Source organism: Rubripirellula tenax (assembly GCF_007860125.1).
GTDB classification, from domain to species: domain Bacteria; phylum Planctomycetota; class Planctomycetia; order Pirellulales; family Pirellulaceae; genus Rubripirellula; species Rubripirellula tenax.
The window spans coordinates 542,639-563,247 of the sequence record NZ_SJPW01000003.1 but is presented as its reverse complement, the minus strand read 5'-3'; the positions used below and the strand labels follow the sequence as shown (position 1 = coordinate 563,247).

Annotated in this window: 18 protein-coding genes; 14 read left to right on the top strand and 4 right to left on the bottom strand. The window is 57.2% G+C overall.

The window, feature by feature from the left end; all coding sequences use genetic code 11:
- The first annotated feature begins 496 nt into the window (after positions 1–496).
- The 12 genes from Poly51_RS12915 (at position 497) to Poly51_RS12860 (ending at position 12,398) form a co-directional block, all read left to right on the top strand.
- Positions 497–847 carry a cupin domain-containing protein gene (locus Poly51_RS12915; protein ID WP_146458088.1) on the top strand — a complete coding sequence of 117 codons (351 nt, stop codon included), beginning with the start codon at positions 497–499 and terminating at the stop codon, positions 845–847.
- Between the two features lie 93 nt (positions 848–940).
- The gene (locus Poly51_RS12910) at positions 941–3,196 is read left to right on the top strand and encodes an outer membrane protein assembly factor BamB family protein (RefSeq protein ID WP_246114462.1); all 2,256 of its coding nucleotides are present in this window, start codon (positions 941–943) and stop codon (positions 3,194–3,196) included.
- Positions 3,197–3,315: 119 nt separating this feature from the next.
- Complete coding sequence (locus Poly51_RS12905; protein ID WP_146458086.1) at positions 3,316–5,493, top strand: PQQ-binding-like beta-propeller repeat protein; 2,178 nt, start codon at positions 3,316–3,318, stop codon at positions 5,491–5,493.
- Between the two features lie 100 nt (positions 5,494–5,593).
- Positions 5,594–5,980 (top strand): response regulator, encoded by a 387-nt coding sequence (locus Poly51_RS12900; RefSeq protein ID WP_146458084.1) that lies wholly within the window; start codon positions 5,594–5,596, stop codon positions 5,978–5,980.
- A complete protein-coding gene (locus tag Poly51_RS12895) occupies positions 5,977–6,540 on the top strand; it encodes a DMT family transporter (protein WP_246114461.1) in 564 nt (187 codons plus the stop codon). Before Poly51_RS12900 ends, Poly51_RS12895 begins: the two co-directional genes overlap by 4 nt.
- 123 nt (positions 6,541–6,663) lie before the next feature.
- The gene (locus Poly51_RS12890) at positions 6,664–7,146 is read left to right on the top strand and encodes a 3-hydroxyacyl-ACP dehydratase FabZ family protein (RefSeq protein WP_246114460.1); all 483 of its coding nucleotides are present in this window, start codon (positions 6,664–6,666) and stop codon (positions 7,144–7,146) included.
- A 51-nt stretch (positions 7,147–7,197) separates the two neighbouring features.
- Positions 7,198–7,587, top strand: coding sequence for an acyl carrier protein (locus Poly51_RS12885; protein ID WP_146458082.1), 390 nt, complete (start codon positions 7,198–7,200; stop codon positions 7,585–7,587).
- Between the two features lie 28 nt (positions 7,588–7,615).
- The gene (locus tag Poly51_RS12880; RefSeq protein ID WP_146458080.1) at positions 7,616–8,128 is read left to right on the top strand and encodes a 3-hydroxyacyl-ACP dehydratase FabZ family protein; all 513 of its coding nucleotides are present in this window, start codon (positions 7,616–7,618) and stop codon (positions 8,126–8,128) included.
- A 57-nt stretch (positions 8,129–8,185) separates the two neighbouring features.
- Complete coding sequence (locus tag Poly51_RS12875) at positions 8,186–9,472, top strand: beta-ketoacyl-[acyl-carrier-protein] synthase family protein (protein ID WP_146458078.1); 1,287 nt, start codon at positions 8,186–8,188, stop codon at positions 9,470–9,472.
- A complete protein-coding gene (locus Poly51_RS12870; protein ID WP_146458076.1) occupies positions 9,472–9,885 on the top strand; it encodes a hypothetical protein in 414 nt (137 codons plus the stop codon). Before Poly51_RS12875 ends, Poly51_RS12870 begins: the two co-directional genes overlap by 1 nt.
- Positions 9,886–9,997: 112 nt before the next feature.
- On the top strand, positions 9,998–11,167 hold the full coding sequence (locus Poly51_RS12865) for a hypothetical protein (protein ID WP_146458073.1): 1,170 nt from the start codon (positions 9,998–10,000) through the stop codon (positions 11,165–11,167).
- Positions 11,157–12,398, top strand: coding sequence for an outer membrane protein assembly factor BamB family protein (locus Poly51_RS12860; RefSeq protein ID WP_146458070.1), 1,242 nt, complete (start codon positions 11,157–11,159; stop codon positions 12,396–12,398). Before Poly51_RS12865 ends, Poly51_RS12860 begins: the two co-directional genes overlap by 11 nt.
- 12 nt (positions 12,399–12,410) lie before the next feature.
- On the opposite strand, the gene Poly51_RS12855 is transcribed toward Poly51_RS12860, so the two are convergent.
- Both Poly51_RS12855 and Poly51_RS12850 read right to left on the bottom strand, forming a co-directional pair.
- A complete protein-coding gene (locus Poly51_RS12855) occupies positions 12,411–13,712 on the bottom strand; it encodes a M14 family metallopeptidase (RefSeq protein ID WP_146458068.1) in 1,302 nt (433 codons plus the stop codon).
- Between the two features lie 223 nt (positions 13,713–13,935).
- Positions 13,936–14,259, bottom strand: a complete 324-nt coding sequence (locus Poly51_RS12850) for a hypothetical protein (RefSeq protein WP_146458066.1) — start codon at positions 14,257–14,259, stop codon at positions 13,936–13,938.
- Positions 14,260–14,475: 216 nt separating this feature from the next.
- Here Poly51_RS12850 and Poly51_RS12845 point away from each other — a divergent pair, with 216 nt between their 5' ends.
- Positions 14,476–15,810 carry an MBL fold metallo-hydrolase RNA specificity domain-containing protein gene (locus Poly51_RS12845; protein ID WP_146458064.1) on the top strand — a complete coding sequence of 445 codons (1,335 nt, stop codon included), beginning with the start codon at positions 14,476–14,478 and terminating at the stop codon, positions 15,808–15,810.
- 20 nt (positions 15,811–15,830) lie between these two features.
- On the top strand, positions 15,831–17,120 hold the full coding sequence (locus tag Poly51_RS12840) for an NAD(P)/FAD-dependent oxidoreductase (RefSeq protein WP_146458061.1): 1,290 nt from the start codon (positions 15,831–15,833) through the stop codon (positions 17,118–17,120).
- Here the strand turns inward: Poly51_RS12840 and Poly51_RS12835 are convergent.
- Together Poly51_RS12835 and Poly51_RS12830 are read right to left on the bottom strand one after the other, a co-directional pair.
- Complete coding sequence (locus Poly51_RS12835; protein ID WP_146458059.1) at positions 17,117–18,469, bottom strand: polysaccharide biosynthesis/export family protein; 1,353 nt, start codon at positions 18,467–18,469, stop codon at positions 17,117–17,119. The two genes, Poly51_RS12840 and Poly51_RS12835, sit on opposite strands and share 4 nt — an antisense overlap.
- Positions 18,470–18,564: 95 nt before the next feature.
- Positions 18,565–20,466 carry a tetratricopeptide repeat protein gene (locus tag Poly51_RS12830; protein WP_146458057.1) on the bottom strand — a complete coding sequence of 634 codons (1,902 nt, stop codon included), beginning with the start codon at positions 20,464–20,466 and terminating at the stop codon, positions 18,565–18,567.
- Positions 20,467–20,609 lie beyond the last annotated feature (143 nt).

Here is a 20,609-nt window from a genome sequence, read left to right as displayed (position 1 = left end):
GTTCTGGTCACTCTGGTTCGTTTGTCGTTTCCCTTGCAGATGCGTCGACTTCGGTGATCCAACGTTCGTCGGATTGGGCCGATTTCGACTCCCGCAAGGAAGTCATCTCATGTCTATCTCGAACACCCCAAGACGGTAACATCCAATGTCACCACCTCTTTTGGGTCTACCACAGCGAATAAATCTGCTAACCACGAGCCAGCGATTCCATCGTTGCGGTCAATATGCGTATCGACGTCCCAGCAGCGGTGAATCAGTGTTCTGGGGGATTTTCGGGCTGTTGCTAAGGTTTGCCGCCTGGGGGAAACTCGCCAAATGTTCCTAGGTTCTGCATTCCCCGGGTCGTGCGCGTGGCGGATCCGGTGCGATCGGTATAAACTGTCTCCGTCGCCTGCTTCGTGCCAGAAAAGTCTCCCCATCAGGCACAAAGCGGACCCACCCTGCCTCTGCGTCTATTGTCATCCTCGCGTCGCCAAAACCCTCGGAAATCGCTCGCGTGAGCTCCCATCCCGATGTCGTCGACCTGAATCAACTGCCGCCGACCCCGTGCCCCTGTGGCATCGCCCGGCGGGCATTTAACGATCGCACAGAATTTCCGGGCACCGTCCACCTGACCGAAATCAACCGTGACGCCCAAAAGCACTATCACCGGGACCACACCGAGGTCTACGTCATTCTGGAATGCCAAGCGGATGCCGCGATCGAACTCGACGGAGTCGCGATCCCCGTGAAACCGCACACCGCAATCCTGATTCGCCCTGGTGTTCGCCACCGGGCAATCGGCGAAATGAAAACCATGATCATTTGCACACCTGATTTTGATCCCGCCGACGAGCACTTTGATTGATCGGTTGCCCGTGCGACCCGTTCGCGACTGACGAACATCCCAGCGTCAGACGCCTAGACCCCCAACCTTACCGAAAACCCCGATTTCACCCCCATGAACTTGAGTCCCAGGAAGATTGCCGCGATCGTAATGTTCGCCGTCTGCGCCTTGATCTTGTCGCTGGATCCCGGCATCGCGTCGGCTGCCGATTGGCCGTACTGGCGAGGGCCTTCGTTCGATGGGGTCGCCGAAGCCGAAGGATTGCCAGACAACTGGGATCCCGATGGCGGCGAAGGCAGCAATGTGCTGTGGCAACGAGACGATATCGGCGGACCCTGCACACCGGTCGCCATGAACGGGCGGCTCTATACGATCCAGCGCGCCGACCCCGGCACCCCTCGTGAAGCCGAACGAGTCGTTTGCTTGGACGCCAAAACCGGCGAAACGCTATGGGAGAATCGCTACAACGTTTGGATGTCCGACGTACCGGCCGAACGGATCGGTTGGTCCAGCGTCGTGGCCGATCCGACGTCGGGCAATGTGTACGCGCTCGGTTCCTGTGACGTTTTTCAGTGCATCGACGGCGAAACCGGCGAGACCATTTGGAGCATCCCGCTGCACGAACAGTTCGGGATGTTATCAACCTATGGCGGACGCACCAATTTCCCCGTCGTCCACGAAGACTTGGTGATCATCAGCGGCGTGATCATCAACTGGGGTGAAAAGGCGAAACCGAATCACCGCTTGATGGCCATGGACAAGACAACCGGCGAAGTGCGTTGGTTCTCGGGCACCCGCGACTTGCCCTACGACACGACCTATTCGGCGCCCAGCATCGTGACGATCGACGGCCAACGTCAACTGATCATCGGCGGTGGCGACGGTGCGATCTGGGGATTCCAACCTCGCACGGGCAAACCGCTGTGGCATTACGACTTGTCGATGCGAGGCATCTTCGCGACGCCGCTTGTCGTCGGCAACAAAGTGTTTGCCAGCCACAGCGAAGAGAACGTCGCGCCCAGCAACAACGTGATGGGTGGCGTCGTCGGGCTCAGCATTACCGGGACCGGCGATGACACCAAAGTCGAAGAGATGTGGAAACAACTGGAAGTCGTTTCGGGTTACAGCGAACCGGTCATGATCGGCAACCGACTGTACTTGGTCGACGACCGCTGCAAGATGTGGATTTTCGACGCCGAAACGGGTGAAGCTCTGGTGGAACAAAAGTCGTTCGTCGGAAGTCGCCAACGGGCGGCGTTGCTCTACGCCGACGGCAAGATCTATGTGTTGACCGAGAACGGTCGTTGGGCGACGGTCAAACCGACCGAGGACGGATTCGAAGTCTTGAACAAGGGCCGTGTCCGAGGCGTCGGCTTCGCCGCCTCGCCGATCGTCGCGGATGGCCGACTGTATTTCCCTAGTTCCACGACGCTGTACTGTGTCGGTACCGAATCGGGAAAGCAAACGCCCGTCACGATGGCCGAAGCGATGGGAACCGAAACTCCGATCTCGGAAAATCCTGATGTCACTCAATTACAAATTGTTCCGACCGAATCGGTTTTGAAACCCGGCGAATCGATCCAGCTGACGGTCAACCGGTTCAACAAACTGGGTCAACCGATCACCGACGATTCGGGTGACATCACGTTCACCGTTGAAGGCCCGGGCTCGATCAGCAGCTCGATCGACGGATCGACCTATACCGCGCCCGCCGACGTGGCGCACACCGGCGCCGTGATCACGGCCAAGTCGGGTACGGCCACGGGTGAAGCGCGCGTTCGCATCGTCCCACCGCTGCCTTGGAAATTCACCTTCGATGGACTCCAAGATCCGCCGCTTTCTTGGGTCGGTGCCCGTTATCGACACGTCATCAAGGACATCGACGGATCGCCGGCACTGGTGAAGATCACGACCATTCCTAAAGGCGCTCGCAGCCGTGCCTGGATGGGGCCGAGCGACTTGAAGGAATACACCATCGAAGCCGACGCGATGGGCAAACGCATGAGCGAGCAATTGGCCGACATCGGATTGACCAACCACGGTTACGTCTTGGATCTGATGGGCGAAAGCCAACAATTGCAAATTCGATCGTGGTCGGCCCAGCTTCGGATGGCGGAAACGGTCGACTTCCCTTGGAAGGAAAGCACTTGGTATCGGATGAAATTCCGATGCGACATCGAAAGCGAACCGCCGGCCGCCGTGGCCGTGCTTCGCGGCAAGGTGTGGCCTCGCGATGAACCGGAACCCGAGGATTGGACCATCACCGCTCGCGACGAATCGCCCAACTTGGCGGCCAGTCCCGGACTTTATGGCAATGCGAAAGTTGCTGAGCTGTATCTGGATAACATCGAAGTCAAGGCGAACGAATAGCAGACCGCTCGGGCCGTAATCAGCCACGGTCTTTGCGTCTATCAAAACTTTAAAACTGAATCTAACAACCACCACTGCCAGAACGATCGCTGGCACACTTTCATTTCGAAACCGATAACATGTTCAAAAAAGAAATCTCGACTTGGGCGTTCTTGCTTTTCGCCTCACTCTTGGGCAGTGCGACAACGGTCGCTCTTAGCGGATGCACGCCACCGCCGATCCCAGAGGCCAATACCTCAACGGCGCTAGACGATGATCCCGTGGACAGCAACGTGACGGCAACGAACAGCAACGTCACGACCGCAGGCGGCCCTTCCGCCGCCGTCGATTTGCCGATGGCGTTGGTACCGCCGAAAACGATGTCCACCAAGGCGGCCGTCGCGTTGGTATCGACGACGTCTGCTGACACCACCGAAACTTCCGCACCGGAAGACGTCCAAAGCGCGGGTGGTGATTGGCCCCAGTGGGGCGGAACGCGGATGCGCAACAACGCGCCCGGCGTGACGGGACTGCCCGAAGAATGGAATATCGGCAAGTTCGATCGCCGATCGGGCGAGTGGGATAATTCCAAAGCCGCAAACATTCGTTGGTACGCCAACCTGGGCAGCCAGACGTACGGAAACCCCGTCGTCTCGGGCGGTCACGTTTACGTCGGCACCAATAACGGCGCCGGTCACATCAAACGCTATCCCTCGGAAGTCGACCTCGGTTGCCTGTTGGCGTTTGACGAGAAGAACGGCGAATTTTTGTGGCAACACAGCAGCGAAAAACTGATCACCGGCCGCGTCCATGACTGGCCCCTGCAAGGCATCTGCTGTGCGCCGCTTGTCGAAGGCAATCGGCTTTGGTTCGTCACCAGCCGTGGCGAAGTGCGATGCTTGGACACCGAAGGTTTCTATGATGGCGAAGACGACGGACCGGTCAAAGACGAAGCCGCCAACGTCGCCGAAATCATGAACGCCGGACCGGCCGCCGCTGCCCACGCCGCAACACTGGCATCCCTAGCCGAAGGCAAATTGTCCGACGCCGCGAAAGCCAAACTGGCCGAAGCCGGCGAACCGCTGGAAGGTGACGCCAAAGTCGAAACCGTCACGGCGGACAAAGTATGGAAAGCGACCGGCAACTTCGGCGGCGTCGATCGCACGATCACGATGAAGCAAATCGGTCCGAAGATCATGTTCATCAAATCGCTTGGCGTGGACGACAAACGCGACGCCGATGTGGTTTGGGTGTTCGACATGATGGGGCCGACCATGGGCGTCAGCCAGCACAATATGTGTGCGTGCAGCGTGACCAGCTATGGCGATCTGTTGTTCGTCAACACATCGAACGGTTTGGACGAATCGCACATCAACTTGCCGGCGCCCGATGCGCCTAGTTTCATTTGCATGGACAAGAACACCGGCGAAGTGATCTGGACCGACTCGTCACCGGGTCGCAACATTCTGCACGGTCAATGGTCCAGCCCCGCCGTCGCCGAACTCGGCGGAGTCGCACAGGCTTTATTCGCGGGTGGCGACGGAATCCTTTACAGTTTCGCAGCTGACCGCGGCAAAGACGGCAAGCCCGAATTGTTGTGGAAGTTCGACTGCAACCCGAAGACGACCGTTTGGAAATTGGGCGGTGAAGGTACACGCAACAACTTGATTGCAACGCCGGTCGCTTATGACGGACGCGTGTACATCGCCGTCGGCCAAGACCCCGAACACGGCGAAGGCGAAGGCCACTTGTGGTGCATCGATCCGACCAAGCGAGGCGACGTGTCGCCGACGCTGGCGATGAAACTGGAAGACGGCAAACGCGTGCCGATTGAGCATCGCCGCGTGCAAGCCGTTGAACCGGAGGATGGCGAAGTCGAAGTCGATAACCCGAACTCGGCTGTTGTTTGGCACTACTCGATGTTCGATTCCAATGGAGACGACGAAATCGACTTTGAAGAGGAAATGCACCGTTCGATCGGCACCTGCGCGATCAAGGACGATGTCCTTTACGTTGCCGACTTCTCGGGGTTGGTTCATTGCTTGGACGCCAAGGGAACCAAGGACGGTAAGCCGATCGTTCACTTCACCTATGACATGCTCGCCCAAAGCTGGGGAAGCGCCCTGATCACCGACGGACGCGTCTTCATCGGTGACGAAGACGGCGACGTGGCGATCTTTGAATTCGGTCCCGAACACAATGAGCCCATGGACGAGATCAACATGGGAAGTAGCGTCTACAGTACGCCGGTGGCTGCCAACAAGACGATCTTTGTCAGCACCAAAGACAAGCTGTTCGCCATCGGTGAAACGGATTGAACCCGCGGACGGAACGCGGAACGGCCAATCCGTTCGAACTCGAGAGGATCGCATTTTGCGAAAGACCTCTCGGACTATTTACACAACTGATCTGAAGAACATGTCAAAGACTCTCCTGGACTGTGGAAACTGCGGTCCCGATTTCAATTCGATCCGTCAAATGGTGACGTCGAATTTCAATGCCTCGGTCGTGCAGTCGCATGGTACCGAGGACACGCTCGATATGCTTCGCCAGCGGAAGATCGATTTGGTCACCGTGAATCGAAAACTCGATCGCGATTACACCGATGGAATGGAAGTCATCAAGGCGATCAAGGCCGACCCGGAACTGTCGGACATTCCGGTGATGTTGGTCACCAACTATGACGAACATCAAGACGCTGCGGTCAAAATCGGTTGCGCCCGTGGATTCGGGAAACTGTCGATCGGTGATGCGGCGACGAAAGCCATGTTGGAACCCTACTTGGGTGAACGGAAAAAGAAGTGACGCCACCACTTGGCGGAAGCGGCACGCTGGTCATCGCGATTGCGTTCGGCCTTGCCGCGGGGGCACTGGTGGGAATCCAACCCAGTGTCAACGGTCATTTGGGGCGGCATGTCGTTCATCCGCTGCAGGCTTCGTTGATCTCGTTTGCCAGCGGCACGGCCATCTTGATGGTGATGTCGGTCGCCGGCGGGATTTTTCCTCCTCGCTTCACAATGTCACCGTTTTCGATGCCGTGGTGGGTCTGGGCTGGCGGTGCGATGGGCGTCTTTATGGTGACCAGTTCGTTGATTCTGGTCCCGCGGATCGGCTCGCTGCCCTGGTTTGCAGCCATCATGACCGGCCAGGTCGTCGCTGCGGTGTTGTTGGACCACTACGGATGGCTGGGAAATGACCGCGCCGTTGCGTCGCCGGTCCGGTTGGCCGGGGCGGGGCTGCTGATCGCCGGATTGGGCCTGATTGTGTACGCCAAGCATTCTGAACATTTGTCACCTTCAGTTTCCATCGAAACGGCGGCCGATACGACTCACGCGAATTCGGCCGACTCGGATCCCAAATCCTGACGCGACCTCGCAAATTTCTGGGCGTCAAGTACGATCGACGGCCGACCCACGGTTGAGGCAACTTTTGCGGGCCTCTATTTTAGAGCCCACTGAACCACAATCCACCTGCGCCGGCCTCGCCCGATGATGAAGTACCGCCAACTCGACCGAATCACCTCGCTAACCCCGGGCAAGGTGCTGATCGCCGAGCGAACGCTGCGCGCCGAAGAACAGTACCTGGAAGACCATTTTCCGCGATTTCCGGTCATGCCGGGCGTCATGATGCTGGAAGCCCTGCATCAGGCGGCGATTTGGCTGATCCGGGTCGGTGACGGGTTCCAAACGCCCTTGGTGCTGCTAAGGGAAGTCCGCGGCGTCAAGTTCGGCGACTTCCTGGCCCCCGGCGAGACGCTGAAAATTACCGCCGAAGTACTGAAAGTTGACGGCAATCGCACCACAATCAAAGCCAACGCCATGAAGGGCGACCGTGTCACCGTCACGGCCCGATTGGTGCTCGAAACGTGCCGCAGCGACGATCCGGCGCGGCTGGGCACCGATGAAGACGTCCGAAAGCAAGCCGAAACGCAATTTCGCGAATTGTTCGGCGATGTTACGCTCTCGGTTTGAAATTTCGCCAAACCAAACATTGAAATCCAACTTTTCACAAAGGAATCCCCGATGGCACTGTCCCAAGAAGATATTTTCGCGAAGGTCCAAGCCGCTCTGGTCGACGCATTGGGCGTCGATGATGACGAAGTTGAACGCAGCGCGACGCTGGTTGGCGATCTCGGTGCCGAGTCGATCGACTTTCTAGACATCGTCTTCAAGCTTGAGAAGTCGTTCGACATCACGATCCCTCGCGAAGAACTTTCGCCCGAAGACATTTTGACCAATAGCCAATACGTCCAAGACGGCGTCGTCACTGCCGACGGTATGGCCGAACTGAAGCGTCGGATGCCTTGGGCCAACTTGAGCGAGTTCGAAAAGAACCCACGCGTCCAAGACTTCGGCAACTTGTTGACCGTTGGCGACCTTTGTAACTACGTCGGCAGCAAGGTCGGCGAATAGCCGTTCCGAGTCCTCCACTGGAAATCCGATGCGTTGGTTCTGGGTTGATCGATTTACCGAATTTGTTAGCGGCTCTCACGCTTGCGGGATCAAGAATATCTCGTTGGCCGAAGAAGCCGTTGACGAATACTATCCCGGCTACGCGATGCTGCCCCCAACGTTGATCATCGAAGGGATGGCACAGTTGGGTGGTATTTTGGTTGCGGAACACTTCAAGTTTGAAAAACGCGTTGTCCTTGCCAAAGTCGGAAGGGCCGAATTTTTTCAGCCCGCGCGGACCGGCGACCAGCTGACGTATGAAGTCAAACTTGATGCGGTACAGGAGCACGGCGCTACCGTTACGAGCACCAGCCATTGTGACGGCAAAATGCAAGCCGAGATCGACTTGATGTTTGCCTTCCTAGAAGCTGGCGACACGCGTTTTCCGGACGGGCCTTTGTTCGCGCCGGGCGACCTTGAAGGCATGCTGCGAATGATGAATTTTTTCCATGTCGCCGTTGATGCGGACGGCAATCCGGTTCCGATTTACGAGAATCTGTAACCACCGTTTCAGCGAATTTGTTTTCGTTCCCCCACAAACCTTTTCAAAGCAAACTCCATGCGTCGTCGCGTCGTCATCACCGGAATCGGCATGATCAATCCGATGGGGCACGACGCCCAAACCGTTTGGGGTGGATTGAAGGAAGGCAAGAGCGGCGTCGCACGAACAACGTTGTTCGATGCCACCGGCTTTCCCACCAAGATCAGCGCCGAAGTCAAGAATTGGGATATCACCGATTGCGGCGAACAGGCGGAACAGTGGGCCTCGCGAGGTCGGCACACCAAGTTCGCCGTCGGTGCAGCCAAGCAAGCGATCGCCGATAGTGGCGTGATGGACGCGATCAAAGATCCCGTTCGTTTCGGCATCTATCTTGGCAGCGGCGAAGGCAACCAGGACTTCGCCACGTTCAGTCGAATGATGGCGGCGGCACTAAAAGACGGCGACTATGACGCGTCCAAGTTCATTGCCGCAGGCCTGAAACTGCTCAACCCCGAGAAAGAACTCGAACAAGAACCCAACATGCCGGCCGCCCACTTGGCCACCATGTTCGGTGCTCAGGGGCCTAACTTGAACTGCCTGACCGCTTGCGCGGCATCCAGTCAAGCTGTCGGCGAAGCCACCGAAATCATCCGGCGCGGTGATGCCGACGTGATGTTGTCCGGCGGCACGCACAGCATGATTCACCCCTTTGGCGTGACCGGATTCAATCTGTTGACGGCCCTGTCGGAAAGCAACGATGAACCGACAAAGGCCAGTCGCCCATTCGACCGACTGCGCGACGGCTTCGTGTTGGGCGAAGGATCAGCGATGGTCGTGCTCGAAGAGCTCGAAGCCGCCAAGGCCCGCGGCGCGACGATCTATGGCGAAGTCGCCGGTTACGGCACCACCGCGGATGCCTACCGCATTACCGACATCCCACCCGATGGCCACGGCGGGATCGCCGCGATGCGAATGGCGATCAAGGACGCGGGGCTGACCCCGTCGCAAATCAATTACGTCAACGCCCACGGAACCAGCACAACGGTCAACGACAAAGTGGAAACGTTGGCGTGCAAAGAAGTTTTTGGCGAAAACGCTGCCAAGACACCCGTCAGCAGTACGAAGAGCATGATGGGGCACCTGATCGCCGCCGCCGGTGTGACCGAGATGATCGTGTGCCTGATGGCGATGCGGGATTCCGTGTTGCCGCCGACGATCAACTACGAAAATCCCGATCCGCTTTGCGATCTCGACTATGTGCCCAATGTCGCTCGCGAAGCACCGATCAAATACGCACTCAACAACAGCTTCGGGTTCGGCGGCCAGAACGTGACGCTTTGTTTGAGCCGTTTCGAGGGTCAGTGATGAACCAATACAGCGACGCCGAGCTTGCCGCCTTTCTGGACGAAGCCTTGCCGCCGCAACGTTCTTCGGCGATCGAACATGATTTACGAACGAGCGCCGACTTGCGAGCTCGTTTGGTCGAAGTTCGCGGCCGTGAATCGGCCGGCCTGCATTCGATCGGCAGCATTTGGCGACGATCACGGCTGTCCTGCCCGACTCGATCGGAGATGGGCCAGCACTTGCTCGGAGCACTGACACCCGAGCAATCCGACTACATCGTTTTTCACATTGACACGGTCGGCTGTCGCTACTGTGCCGCCAACTTGGCGGACCTGCAATCGTCATCTATGCCTGATGAACAGCCCACCCAGCGACGCAATCGCTATTTCGAAACCAGCGCCGGGTATCTTCGCCGCGACAACGATGCGGAATAACATCGATACACCGCGCGGGCGTTGAATGCACGACGGAACCTTCGGCGTGGTCAGGCAACAAACGCTACAATCGTGGCTCTGTGTTCCTGACTCACCGATGATTGCGACCGCGATGAAACCGATTGACTCTATTCGACAGCATCGCGGCGCCGCGTTGCTGTTCGCATTGCTGACGTTCCCCAGCAGCGCACTGGCTGACGGCACCGCACTAGCCGATTCGATTCCGATAACCGCAGCGATCGCGATGATCCAGTCGGTTTCGCCGGATGCGGCAGGTATGAAGGCAGCAAGCGAAGCCGCCGCCGCGCTTCGCGTCCTGCCGGCTGATCGACTGCCGCAGTTGTTTGACGCAATGTCCAATGCCGATGCCGTTTCCCGCAACTGGATTCGCGGCATCGTGTTCGACATCACACGTCAATCGCCATCGCTACCCAAAGAGCTGATCGAAAGCTATGCCATGGACCGTGCCAACAACGGCAGCGGACGTGGACTTGCGATGGAGATACTACAGAAGATTGCACCGGAGCAATCGTCCAAGCTGATCATGGGCTGCCTTGACGATCCAAGCCTGCCGCTTCGTCAAATGGCGGTTGCCCAAACACTCGGCCGTGCGGAAGCGGCCAAGAAAGATGGCGACGATGACATGGCCAAGAAACTTTACCGTGACGCACTGATCGCGGCGCGACAACCGCGACAACTGGAAGCTGCCGTTCGATCGTTGAAAGACCTTGGTGAAACGGCAAGCATCCGCCAAGCGTTCTCGATGATCACGACTTGGAAAGCGATCGGACCGTTCAACAACACCGGCGGCGTCGGATTCGATGCAGTTTATTCTCCGGAAAGTACTTACCTTGCATCCCAGTCGACCGATGCGAAGCCCGCCGCCGATGGCAAGGATGGCGACGTGATGTGGAAAGACGTCGAGGGTGACGCCGATACGGGAAAGGTCGACTTGGCGACAGCGTTTGAAAAAGAGAAGGGTGCGACCGCCTACCTGTTCACCACGTTCCGCTCACCGACCGCTCAAGTCGCTCAGGCGAGATTGGGCTGCGTCACGGCCAACAAGGTTTGGGTCAACGGCCAGGAACAGATGGCCAATGAAGTCTATCACTCCGGCACCGCGCTGGATCAATACATCGCCAATGTCGAATTACGTGAAGGTGACAACACGATTCTGATCAAAGCGTGCCAGAACGAACAAACCGAAGGTTGGGCCCAAGATTGGGAATTCCAATTTCGATTGACCGACCTCAACGGTAAAGGATTGACCAGTGGCAACTAAACGAATCCTTACGATCCTGCTTACTTCGACGGTGCTGTGTTCATCGATCCGCGCGGTCGGCGACGACTGGCTGGCGTTTCGTGGCGATGGCAGCGGCGGTGTCGCCGTCGGCCCAGCGAAACTCGACAACAGCGAGTCCGGCAACTTGGCTTGGCGCGCGTCGATGCCGGGCAAAAGCGTTGCCGGTCCGATCATTGTCGACGGCCAGGTCATCACGACAAGTTCCGCGGGTCCCGATGGCGAGAAGATCTTCGTCACTTCGTTGGATCTGAAATCGGGTACGACGATGTGGGAACAGTCGTTCGATGCGACCGGTCGCCCGTTCTGTCACGAATCGAGTGCGAACGCTGCACCGACGCCGGCCAGCGACGGAAACCGCATCGTCGCGTTCTTCAGCAGCAACGACTTGGTTTGCTTGAACACCCAAGGCGAACTTCAATGGTATCGCGGGCTCGGATTTGAAAGCCCCAAAGCGGGCAACGACGTGGGCATGGCCTCCTCGCCGATCATTGCCGGTGACGTCGTTGTCGTTCAAGTCGAATCCAAAGGTGAATCCTTCGCGATGGGAATCGACTTGCAAACCGGCGTCACGCGTTGGCGCATCGATCGTCCCAAAAGTTCGAACTGGTCGTCACCGCTGTTGATCACTCGCGGCGATGGAAGCCAGGAAGTGGTTTTGCAAAGCAGCGAAAGTGTGTTGGCGGTACATCCGGGAACGGGCGCAACAAGCTGGACGATCGATGAGGGCAGAGCAACCATTCCATCGCCGACTTCCAGTGGCGGGCTGTTGATGTTGCCCGGCGATGACTTGTTGGTCCTAGATCTTGTCGGCAGCGATGCCGCATCGACCAGCGATGACAAGGACAACACGCCCGCCGAAGCATGGCGAAGCGGAAAGTTCAGTCCCCGCAATGCATCGGTCGTCGCGAACGAAGACCGTGTTTACGCCTTGAAGGGATCGGTGCTGGTTGGCGGCACTTTGGGTGACGGCGAAATGCGATGGCAAGAACGACTCGGCTCCATCGGCAGCGGATGGGCCACGCCAGTGATCGCCGGCAAGCGAATCTATGCGTTCGATCAGGCGGGCAACGGAGTGGTCGTCGAAGACCAGGGCGATACGGCCGAAGTCGTCTCGGAAGTCACGCTCGACGACGGAGTCCTCGGGTCACCCGCCATCGCGGACGGACGATTGATCATCCGTGCGAAAGAAACGGTCTATTGTTTTGAGTGACCGCAGAAGACCCTAGAAGTTGGCAGGCGCGTTCGCCTTTACGGCGACTCGTTCGGGCTTGCTTGTTTCGGTGGGCAGGTCGACCAATAACCGCATCATCTCTTCAGCAGCACCGGTGGCTACGGATCGAATGGTCTTCCGATCTGTCTCGTCGCCGAATTCGTACGTGATCGCGGTGACACCAAGAGTTCCGGCAACCCAAGCCTTGCTGGTCGATCGGTCGGCATTGTGGTTTTCGACTTGCTGAACCGCGTACTTGGGAAAGCGTCCCTGAATGGCGCCGAGCCAATTTTCGGTGAACCCTGTCGGATACAAATCGGATTTCTGTGGATTGGTATAAAACACGTCATCGAATGTGCTGTGAAAATCGATGAACAGACTCAATCGCTGACCTGCATCGCTGTTGTCTTGTACTTTGCGACACTTCAATAGTTGATCTACGACGGCACGGGTTTCGGGTTGCGTAAAATGCGCCCAGTCGCGGTTCAAGTCGACGCCATTGGCGTTGCATCGCCAGTGTCCGTGCGCAACCCCATCAGGGTTGACCATCGGGACGACAACCGCCGAATAACGGTTGCGAAATTGTTTGCTGATTTCGGTGTCACTTGCGATCGCTTCAACGAAGTGCATCATGCCGATCGCGCCAGATACTTCGGGCGGATGTTGCCGAGCGATGATGAACACGTAATCGGGGTTTTCCGATTCGGTGATGTCGATCCGGTGCAGCGGTCGGCCTTGAACGGATTCGCCAATGACGCTGCGTTGAACGTGCGCTCGCTCGCTCAGTTGTTGTGTCCAGTCTTCAAGTGCGCTGTCGTCGAGCAGTTCTTGACCGGCGACCCAAATCGGTTTGCCATCTAGAGGTATCGTCAACTCGACTTCGCGACCGAGTGGGTGCCGACGAGTCACCAATTCCGGTGTCGCCTTCCAAGTTTTTCCGTCGCGGCTGACCTTCGGATCGTAGCGATGGGTGCCACCCACGTAGTTCAAGCGAATGGTGACTTCGTCTTGATCGATCGAGTCAACGCGGAACGCGTACCACGCGCTATCGTTGATTCGGTTTCGTTCGGGTTTGATGGTGATCGAGAATTTTTGATCGCTGATTTGATCGCAGCGGTTCATTCGGCCGCCGGGAAACTCACTAGTGATCGAGATATTGGCGTTACTGGATACGAAGGTCGTACCGGTCGAATCAATGCCAGCATTGCGTACCCGCTTGCTCGAAGGGTCGGCCCAGAGGGGTTGGTAACCTAGGAAAGTGAACAGCGCAGCCAAGGCCACAATGATCCTGCGATCAAGTTTCAATGGTTTCATAGATTCACGTTCAAAGCGGAGGGACCGCCAGTCGAGATGCTTGCAAAACCGAGGCGGTTAGCAACTCAGACGGCATTGGGGTGGGACGTTCGGGAGACAAGCCATCATGGCGCAGCGTCACCCGGCGGGACTCTACCGAAGTTTCGAAACGCCAAGCAAGACGAACTTGCTACCCCCAGTTGCCATCACTTTAAGAGTGACGGGTACGACGCTACGGCTGGAATCATGCCGCTTGGTAGAGCATTCTTTCCAATCGGTCTAGCGTTGTGACCATCTGATTCCATTCGGCAACGACTTCGATCGTGGACATCGTCGAGGCATCGTTTCGGTCGAAACCTCTTTCGCTGACGGTGACCTTGGACGCCAAGACGGCAAATCCTTGAGTGTTCGCCTTTTCGCTTTTGCTGGTCGGCGTTTGATCGGCGTCGTCAGCGGTTGGCAGCACTTGTTGCATCGTTTGGTGTACCGCCCACAACGCAGCCTTTCGACTCGATTCGGCTTGGACGATGATGCGGACGGTACCCGATTGAACATAGAATTTGGCCATCTTCGTATTCTCTTCTGATAGAGGGATGATTGAGCAGTGGTATGGTGAGCGGTTTCATAGCCGGCAACACACCATTGATCGCCCTGCCCCCTGACACGTCTGGTCATCGCGTCCGATAGCCCAGGCATCGCCCGGTCGGCACAAGTCGCCCTCGGTGTTAATTTGTGACGATCGTGACACTCGCATCCCATCCGCCCTGTTTCCCAGGCCGTTCTCATGAAACTGGTACATCACGGAGCACATGAAGGCGTCACGGGATCGTGCCACCAATTGTTTTGGGAGAAAGACCAAAGCTTGCTGGTCGACTGCGGCATTTTTCAGGGCGACGACGCCCGCGCGAATCCCAATCCCGAGATCAATTTTTCGATCCGCGGCATTGTCGGGATGCTGTTGACCCACGTTCACGTCGATCACGTCGGGCGGTTGCCGTACTTGATCGCGGCGGGATTCGACCAACCAATCTATTGCAGCTTTCCGACCGCGAAGTTATTGCCGCTGGTGATGGAGGACTCACTAAAGATCGGATTCACACGGTCGCGGAATTTGATCAAGCGATTCCAAAGCAAGATCGGTCAACTGTTGCGACCGCTTCCTTACAGAGTTTGGCAGGAGATTCCCGGTGGAGTCAAAATTCGCTTGCTGCCTGCCGGACACGTGCTCGGTTCGACCATGTTCGAGGTTGAGCTTCCCGACGGAAAACGCGTCGTTTTTTCTGGCGATCTTGGCAGCGGCAACGATCCCTTGTTACGAGCTCCGGCGACGCTCGAGCGAGCCGACTTGTTGGTGATGGAAAGTACCTACGGCGACCGTTTGCATCCGACGACGGAAGACCGGCAAAAAACGCTCGAAGACCTCCTTCGCAAAACGCTTGAAGACAAACACGTCACCATCATCCCTGCTTTCAGTCTCGGACGCACCCAATCGCTGCTTTACGAAATGAATGGAATCTTCGAGCGCATCCAGGCCACCGAATCGCGTTCGCTGATGAAACAAGTCGACGTCATCGTCGACTCTCCCCTGGCTTCACGTTTCACCAGCATCTACAAGAGCCTGCAAGAGTACTGGGGCATCGAGGCCCAAAAGTTGTTGACCACCGACGATCAACCGCTCGTTTTTGAAAACTTGACCACCGTCGGCAATCACCGCGAACACCGAGACATCGTCAACTACTTATCGGACCGACAACTGCCAGCGATCGTGATTGCGGGTAGCGGCATGTGCACGGGCGGGCGCGTGGTCAATTACTTGAAGCAGTTCATTGGCAACCCAAAGACCGACATCGTCTTTGTCGGTTACCAAGCCGGCGGGACGCCCGGAAACAATATCCGCCGCGGCAGCGATTGGGTTCGGTTGGATGGTCGACGTTATGATGTCCATGCAAAGGTTCATCAAATTCACGGCTACTCGGCTCATGCCGACCAAGCCGGATTGATACGGTTCGTCCAGTCCATATCGGAACCACCCCAACAGATACGGCTGGTACACGGCGATTATCAACCCAAACAAATTTTGGCCGAGCAATTGACCGAGCGAGGCTACAACATCATTTGAACCTGATCGATAACGAGAACATGGAATCAAACGAGAATCTTGACGTCGTCATCGTCGGCGGCGGATTAGCAGGACTGACCTGTGCCGCATTGCTGACCGAAGCGGGTCGCAGCGTCACGCTATTGGAAGCGACCGAACGTGTCGGTGGACGTGTACGAACCGATGTCGTGGACGGATTCACTATGGACCACGGATTCCAAATCCTGTTGACCGCCTATCCGGCGTGCCAACGCATGCTCGACTATGACGCCTTGCGACTTCGGTATTTCGAGCCTGGAGCGCTGATTCGCCAATCAGGCCGATTTCATGTGCTGAGCGACCCGTGGCGGCGGCCCCGGCATGCAATCGCCACAGCGACGAATCCCGTCGGTACGCTGGGTGACAAACTTCGCATCGCCAAAGTCCGCAGCCGATCGCGTGCCGGAACCCTGAATGATCTTTACCATCGCGACGATCAAGCAACGATCGACTATTTGACCGAGGCGGGATTTTCAAATTCGATGATCGAAGGCTTCTTTCGACCATTCATCGGCGGTGTGTTTTTGGACGAAACACTGAGCCAATCCAGTCGATTGTTCGAGTTTGTGTTCCGTATGTTCGCCGAAGGCAAGGTTGCCGTGCCGGCTGATGGCATGGGCGCGATTCCTCGACAATTGTCGGACCGTTTACCGCGAGGAACCGTTCGGCTGCAACAGAGCGTCACTGCTTTAGACGAAAGTCGCGTGCATCTTTCTAGCGGCGACCAACTTCAAGCTCGACAGATCATCGTGGCGACGGAAAGTACGACCGCCGCGCGACTTTTTGGCAACAACGACATCGACACAGCGTGGAACCAAACCACCAATCTGTACTACACCGCCGAACAGTCACCCGACGACCGCCAATTGCTGATGATTCGCGGTGACGAACCGGGGCCTGTTCAATCGGCGGTGGTCCTTTCCGATGTCGCGCCGGAATACTCACCCGGTGGCAAAGCTTTGGTCTCGGTAAGTGTCGGACCTGCCCGCGATCGCATGGACAGTGACTACGTAGACCGCAATGACGTTGACGCCATTGACTTGGCCGTCCGTGACCAACTTCGACGATGGTTCGGGTCGCCCGTCAATCGATGGAATCGATTGGCAGTCTATCAAGTTCCTTACGGACTTCCCCGCCGCTCGCTTGAACCGGTGCAACGATCGATTCAAGCGGCCGACTACGGTGGCCCCAAAGGTGTGATGGTTTGTGGCGATCACTGTGAAACGCCCAGCATCCACGGAGCCATGAACAGTGGCATCCGTGTCGCTGAAGCCATCATCCGCCAAGGCTAGTTGTTGAAACTGCCACCGAAGTTGTATGCACCGGACACCGGCAAGATTCCGTACAGGCCTTCGGTGAACACTTGGCGAACGAAATTGTCGAACAACCGAATCGGTGTGCTCGGCAGAATGATGACGTCGCCGTCACGCACCCAAATTTCGTCGCAAGGATGAGCCTCGCGGCCCAGGATGGCGCCTCGCAGATCCAAGACCGTTGAAACCAATTCCCAGTTTTCGCCGCGGCGGAAAATGACGACTTGACGCAGGTTCGCACCCGTTCGGTGTCCACCGGCCATGGCGATCGCACCCAGCACAGTTGTCGGCGTGTTGTTCATCTCGAATCGTCCAGGCTGGCCGACTTCGCCCAACACGAACACGTTGTGCGGTGCCTGCGCAGTCAACGATGGTTCGACTTCCAATCCGCCAACGGCTTGATCATAGCGCAGATTGATTTCTTGCTTCAATTCGTCGAGCGTGAGTCCTTGAGCTTGAACGCTACCAATTTTTGGCAATCGAATTTCGCCCGACGGCGTCAATGTTTGCTGGATTTGTTGGGGATCGAAACCACCGACGCCGCTGATCGCTTCACGAACCTGACGAGCAGCCGAACCCGTATTGACGGGCGTCACATCGATGGAAGGCTCAGGATAGTACTCGACGTACTTTCGTTCCAGAACTTCGCGTAGTTGATTGATCGTTTGGCCTGCTGCGTGGACCTGGCCGATCAATCGCAGTGTGATCGTTCCGTCGGGTTGAATCCGCAAACCTTTTTCAAGCGTCCCACGGGTCAGGTCGTCGTCTGCTTCCGATTCGATCAGCAGTTCGTCGCCGACGACCAAACGGTAGTCACCTTCGCTTGTGAGAGCGGAAACCATGAAGGTCAATTGAATGGTGTCGCCCGTTCGCAAACGATATTCCGGAATGCGGTGCATCCGCGCCGGACCGGCGTATTCGCCCGGACCGTAAACGGAAAACGGAGCGTCATAGGGACACTGCCAACATAGATGGCCGCCTGGGCAAGGACCGATGCCCAACTTCATTCCCACACCACCAATCATCGTGTCGGCGCCGCGGTCAACGCATCTCAGGCATGGGGCGGCCGAGGGATCTGTCATGATCGGGCCCATCGGCATCGAAGCAAATTCGACTTTGTGTGTCGATGTGGTTGGATAGTGTGGTGCCGACGGAATCGTTTCCGATACCGAATGCGGTTTTCCAAGATCCACCTTGGGATTCGAGAACGCCGACTTGGGCGCCGGTGGAATATCGCTGCTGTCCTGGGCTCGCAACGTCGCCGAACCACTGAACACCGCGCAGGCCATTAGCAGAACGCCAAAGCGATTGAGAAGATTGATAGCCATGGATATCACTCGCAAATTTCAGGACGCTGCTGGTCGGTCCATCGGGAAGGAACAAATTGTTGGGTAGACTGTTTTAGCGCTAAGGACGCACCCTACTAGCGGCGGCCGAATGGAAAAAACGACCGTGTTGACACTCGCGGGGTATCAGCTTGTGAAGGGGGACTCGCAGCCGCTTTCTTCGAAGGTGCTTGCATCGAGACCGGATCGGGTCGATAGCTGGCTGCGAAGTCTTCCGGCGTGAGCGTCTTGACGGCGATACCGCTTGGCAGGCTGGGATCGTTGAGTGCCTGCAAGCACTGGCCGGACGTTTCAGCGTCACCCATCCGCCGCGAAGCATCCAACAGCCGGGTATAGGAGACGCGAGACGGTCGAAGCTGGATACTTTGCGAAAGTGCGAATGCCGCTTGTGGAACTAAGCCTTGTTCCAAGAACGTGACGCCCAACTCCTGGCGTGCCAGGGCGCTGTTGGGTGCGATCTCGGATGCAGCATGTTGCAGCGTGATGGCAACGGCACCTGCGTGGGTCGGATTCTTGTCTTGCAGTTGCTTCTCCAGAATCCCTAGCAACACCATCGCGTCACAGGCGTCCGACGAATCGCCGGCCGCAGCGACTAAGTTGTCTTTTGCGACACTCAAATACGCTTCTGAGGCTCGCATCGCAGAAACGTTCGACAGGTCGTGTTCTTTGAGGACATCAGTTTCGTGAACCGACACCATCCGCTGCAGCGATTCCGAGTCGACGTGGCCAAAGCGGCCGCAAAAGTCATCGGACTCGCGAATCGCGCTGAGCGCTAAGTCGAGGTGACGAGCATGTCGGTTGCCGCCGTCGCGAATATCCTGCATGTCGATGGTTTGTCGAAGCGATTCGGTGGCGTACTTTCTAGCGGAGTGCAAAGCACCACGCTGCAAACAGTCCTTCGCAGCCTGCAACGATCGATGCGACAGTTCTCGCAATCGGTTCGCGTGAATCATTGCGGTCGGCGAGACTGATGTCGTTTCTTGGTCGGTGCTGGTGACGGGCGGAGGCAACAATTGGCTTGATGCCATTGAATCGTTCATCGGTACCGGTGACGCGGACGCCGTGACCGCGGGATCGCTTTCGACGGACGGGAACAGATGCTGCTTCGCAAACTTCGCATCCAGCTCGGCACGAAGTTCGATGGATTCGGATTCCAACAACTCCGTCGTCGTCGGTTTGGGCAACTCAATCGGCGGAGCCATTGCGATCGGATGCGTGTCGACGGCGCCGGCGGCTGCCGTCGTTGCGGCAGTTTTCTTCGTCATCGCGATATCATCTTGATCATCTTGCCGCTTGTATTCGCGGTTTGGCTGATCCGTGGCGGCCGATGGAATCATCGACGTCAACGAGTTCGACGGTGTCGAACGCTTGACATACGGAGCCGGATTGCTTGACGTCTTGAGCGGCGTCCGTTGTGGCAGAACCAAAACGCTAGCCTTACCCTTCAAAATCTCGGCGATGCTCTCGGGCGTAGCGGCCGGTTCGTCGCCAACTTGCTTCGCCGGGTCGGGCGTGTCCGTGGATGAAGCAGGATCGATCGTCAGCGATTTCGCAACATCGATGAGACGCAATCGAATGTCCGAGACGCTTGGAATTGGCGTTCCGATGGAAGCAACGGGCCTGGTAGGCGTCTTGATTGACTTAGGCGTTGCCTGGGCGACGGGCGAAGTCTCGCGGCGTTTAGGCGAAGAAACTTTGGGTGAAGGTGTCGGCGGCGCGACAGGGACTGCGATCGTCTCGGGTTGAGGACCGGGACCGTTCGACAACAGACTTCGAAGGCTGACGACGTTCTCTGCGGCGACCACTGCTTCTGAAGTGTCCGGCGATTTCGCATCCGGTGATTTGGCGCTCAACGGTGATGCGGTCGCAGCAATCCATGCTGCCAACGTGAATCGCTTGATCAAGCGACTTTTTCGGCTCTGTTCTTCCATGAAACGGCACGCCCAGAATTTCCGGACGACTCGGGTGTACCCTTCCATGGATACAAATCACGGTCGCCCAACGTTGACATCGACTGGGCTGGAACGGTGTTTTGACGCATTCTGGGCGTGAGCGATATCAAAATCCGTTGGGTCCGTCTCCATTCGGTAAGACCCCCCCCCGTGCGACAACTCTCACCAAT

Coding starts and splice junctions, on each gene's coding strand:
- Poly51_RS12890 (WP_246114460.1), top strand. CDS start 6,664: ATGATGAAGTACCGCCAACTCGACCGAATCACCTCGCTAACCCCGGGC.
- Poly51_RS12865 (WP_146458073.1), top strand. CDS start 9,998: ATGAAACCGATTGACTCTATTCGACAGCATCGCGGCGCCGCGTTGCTG.
- Poly51_RS12835 (WP_146458059.1), bottom strand. CDS start 18,469: ATGGCTATCAATCTTCTCAATCGCTTTGGCGTTCTGCTAATGGCCTGC.
- Poly51_RS12870 (WP_146458076.1), top strand. CDS start 9,472: ATGAACCAATACAGCGACGCCGAGCTTGCCGCCTTTCTGGACGAAGCC.
- Poly51_RS12900 (WP_146458084.1), top strand. CDS start 5,594: ATGTCAAAGACTCTCCTGGACTGTGGAAACTGCGGTCCCGATTTCAAT.
- Poly51_RS12830 (WP_146458057.1), bottom strand. CDS start 20,466: ATGGAAGGGTACACCCGAGTCGTCCGGAAATTCTGGGCGTGCCGTTTC.
- Poly51_RS12885 (WP_146458082.1), top strand. CDS start 7,198: ATGGCACTGTCCCAAGAAGATATTTTCGCGAAGGTCCAAGCCGCTCTG.
- Poly51_RS12910 (WP_246114462.1), top strand. CDS start 941: ATGAACTTGAGTCCCAGGAAGATTGCCGCGATCGTAATGTTCGCCGTC.
- Poly51_RS12855 (WP_146458068.1), bottom strand. CDS start 13,712: ATGAAACCATTGAAACTTGATCGCAGGATCATTGTGGCCTTGGCTGCG.
- Poly51_RS12905 (WP_146458086.1), top strand. CDS start 3,316: ATGTTCAAAAAAGAAATCTCGACTTGGGCGTTCTTGCTTTTCGCCTCA.
- Poly51_RS12880 (WP_146458080.1), top strand. CDS start 7,616: ATGCGTTGGTTCTGGGTTGATCGATTTACCGAATTTGTTAGCGGCTCT.
- Poly51_RS12845 (WP_146458064.1), top strand. CDS start 14,476: ATGAAACTGGTACATCACGGAGCACATGAAGGCGTCACGGGATCGTGC.
- Poly51_RS12875 (WP_146458078.1), top strand. CDS start 8,186: ATGCGTCGTCGCGTCGTCATCACCGGAATCGGCATGATCAATCCGATG.
- Poly51_RS12850 (WP_146458066.1), bottom strand. CDS start 14,259: ATGGCCAAATTCTATGTTCAATCGGGTACCGTCCGCATCATCGTCCAA.
- Poly51_RS12840 (WP_146458061.1), top strand. CDS start 15,831: ATGGAATCAAACGAGAATCTTGACGTCGTCATCGTCGGCGGCGGATTA.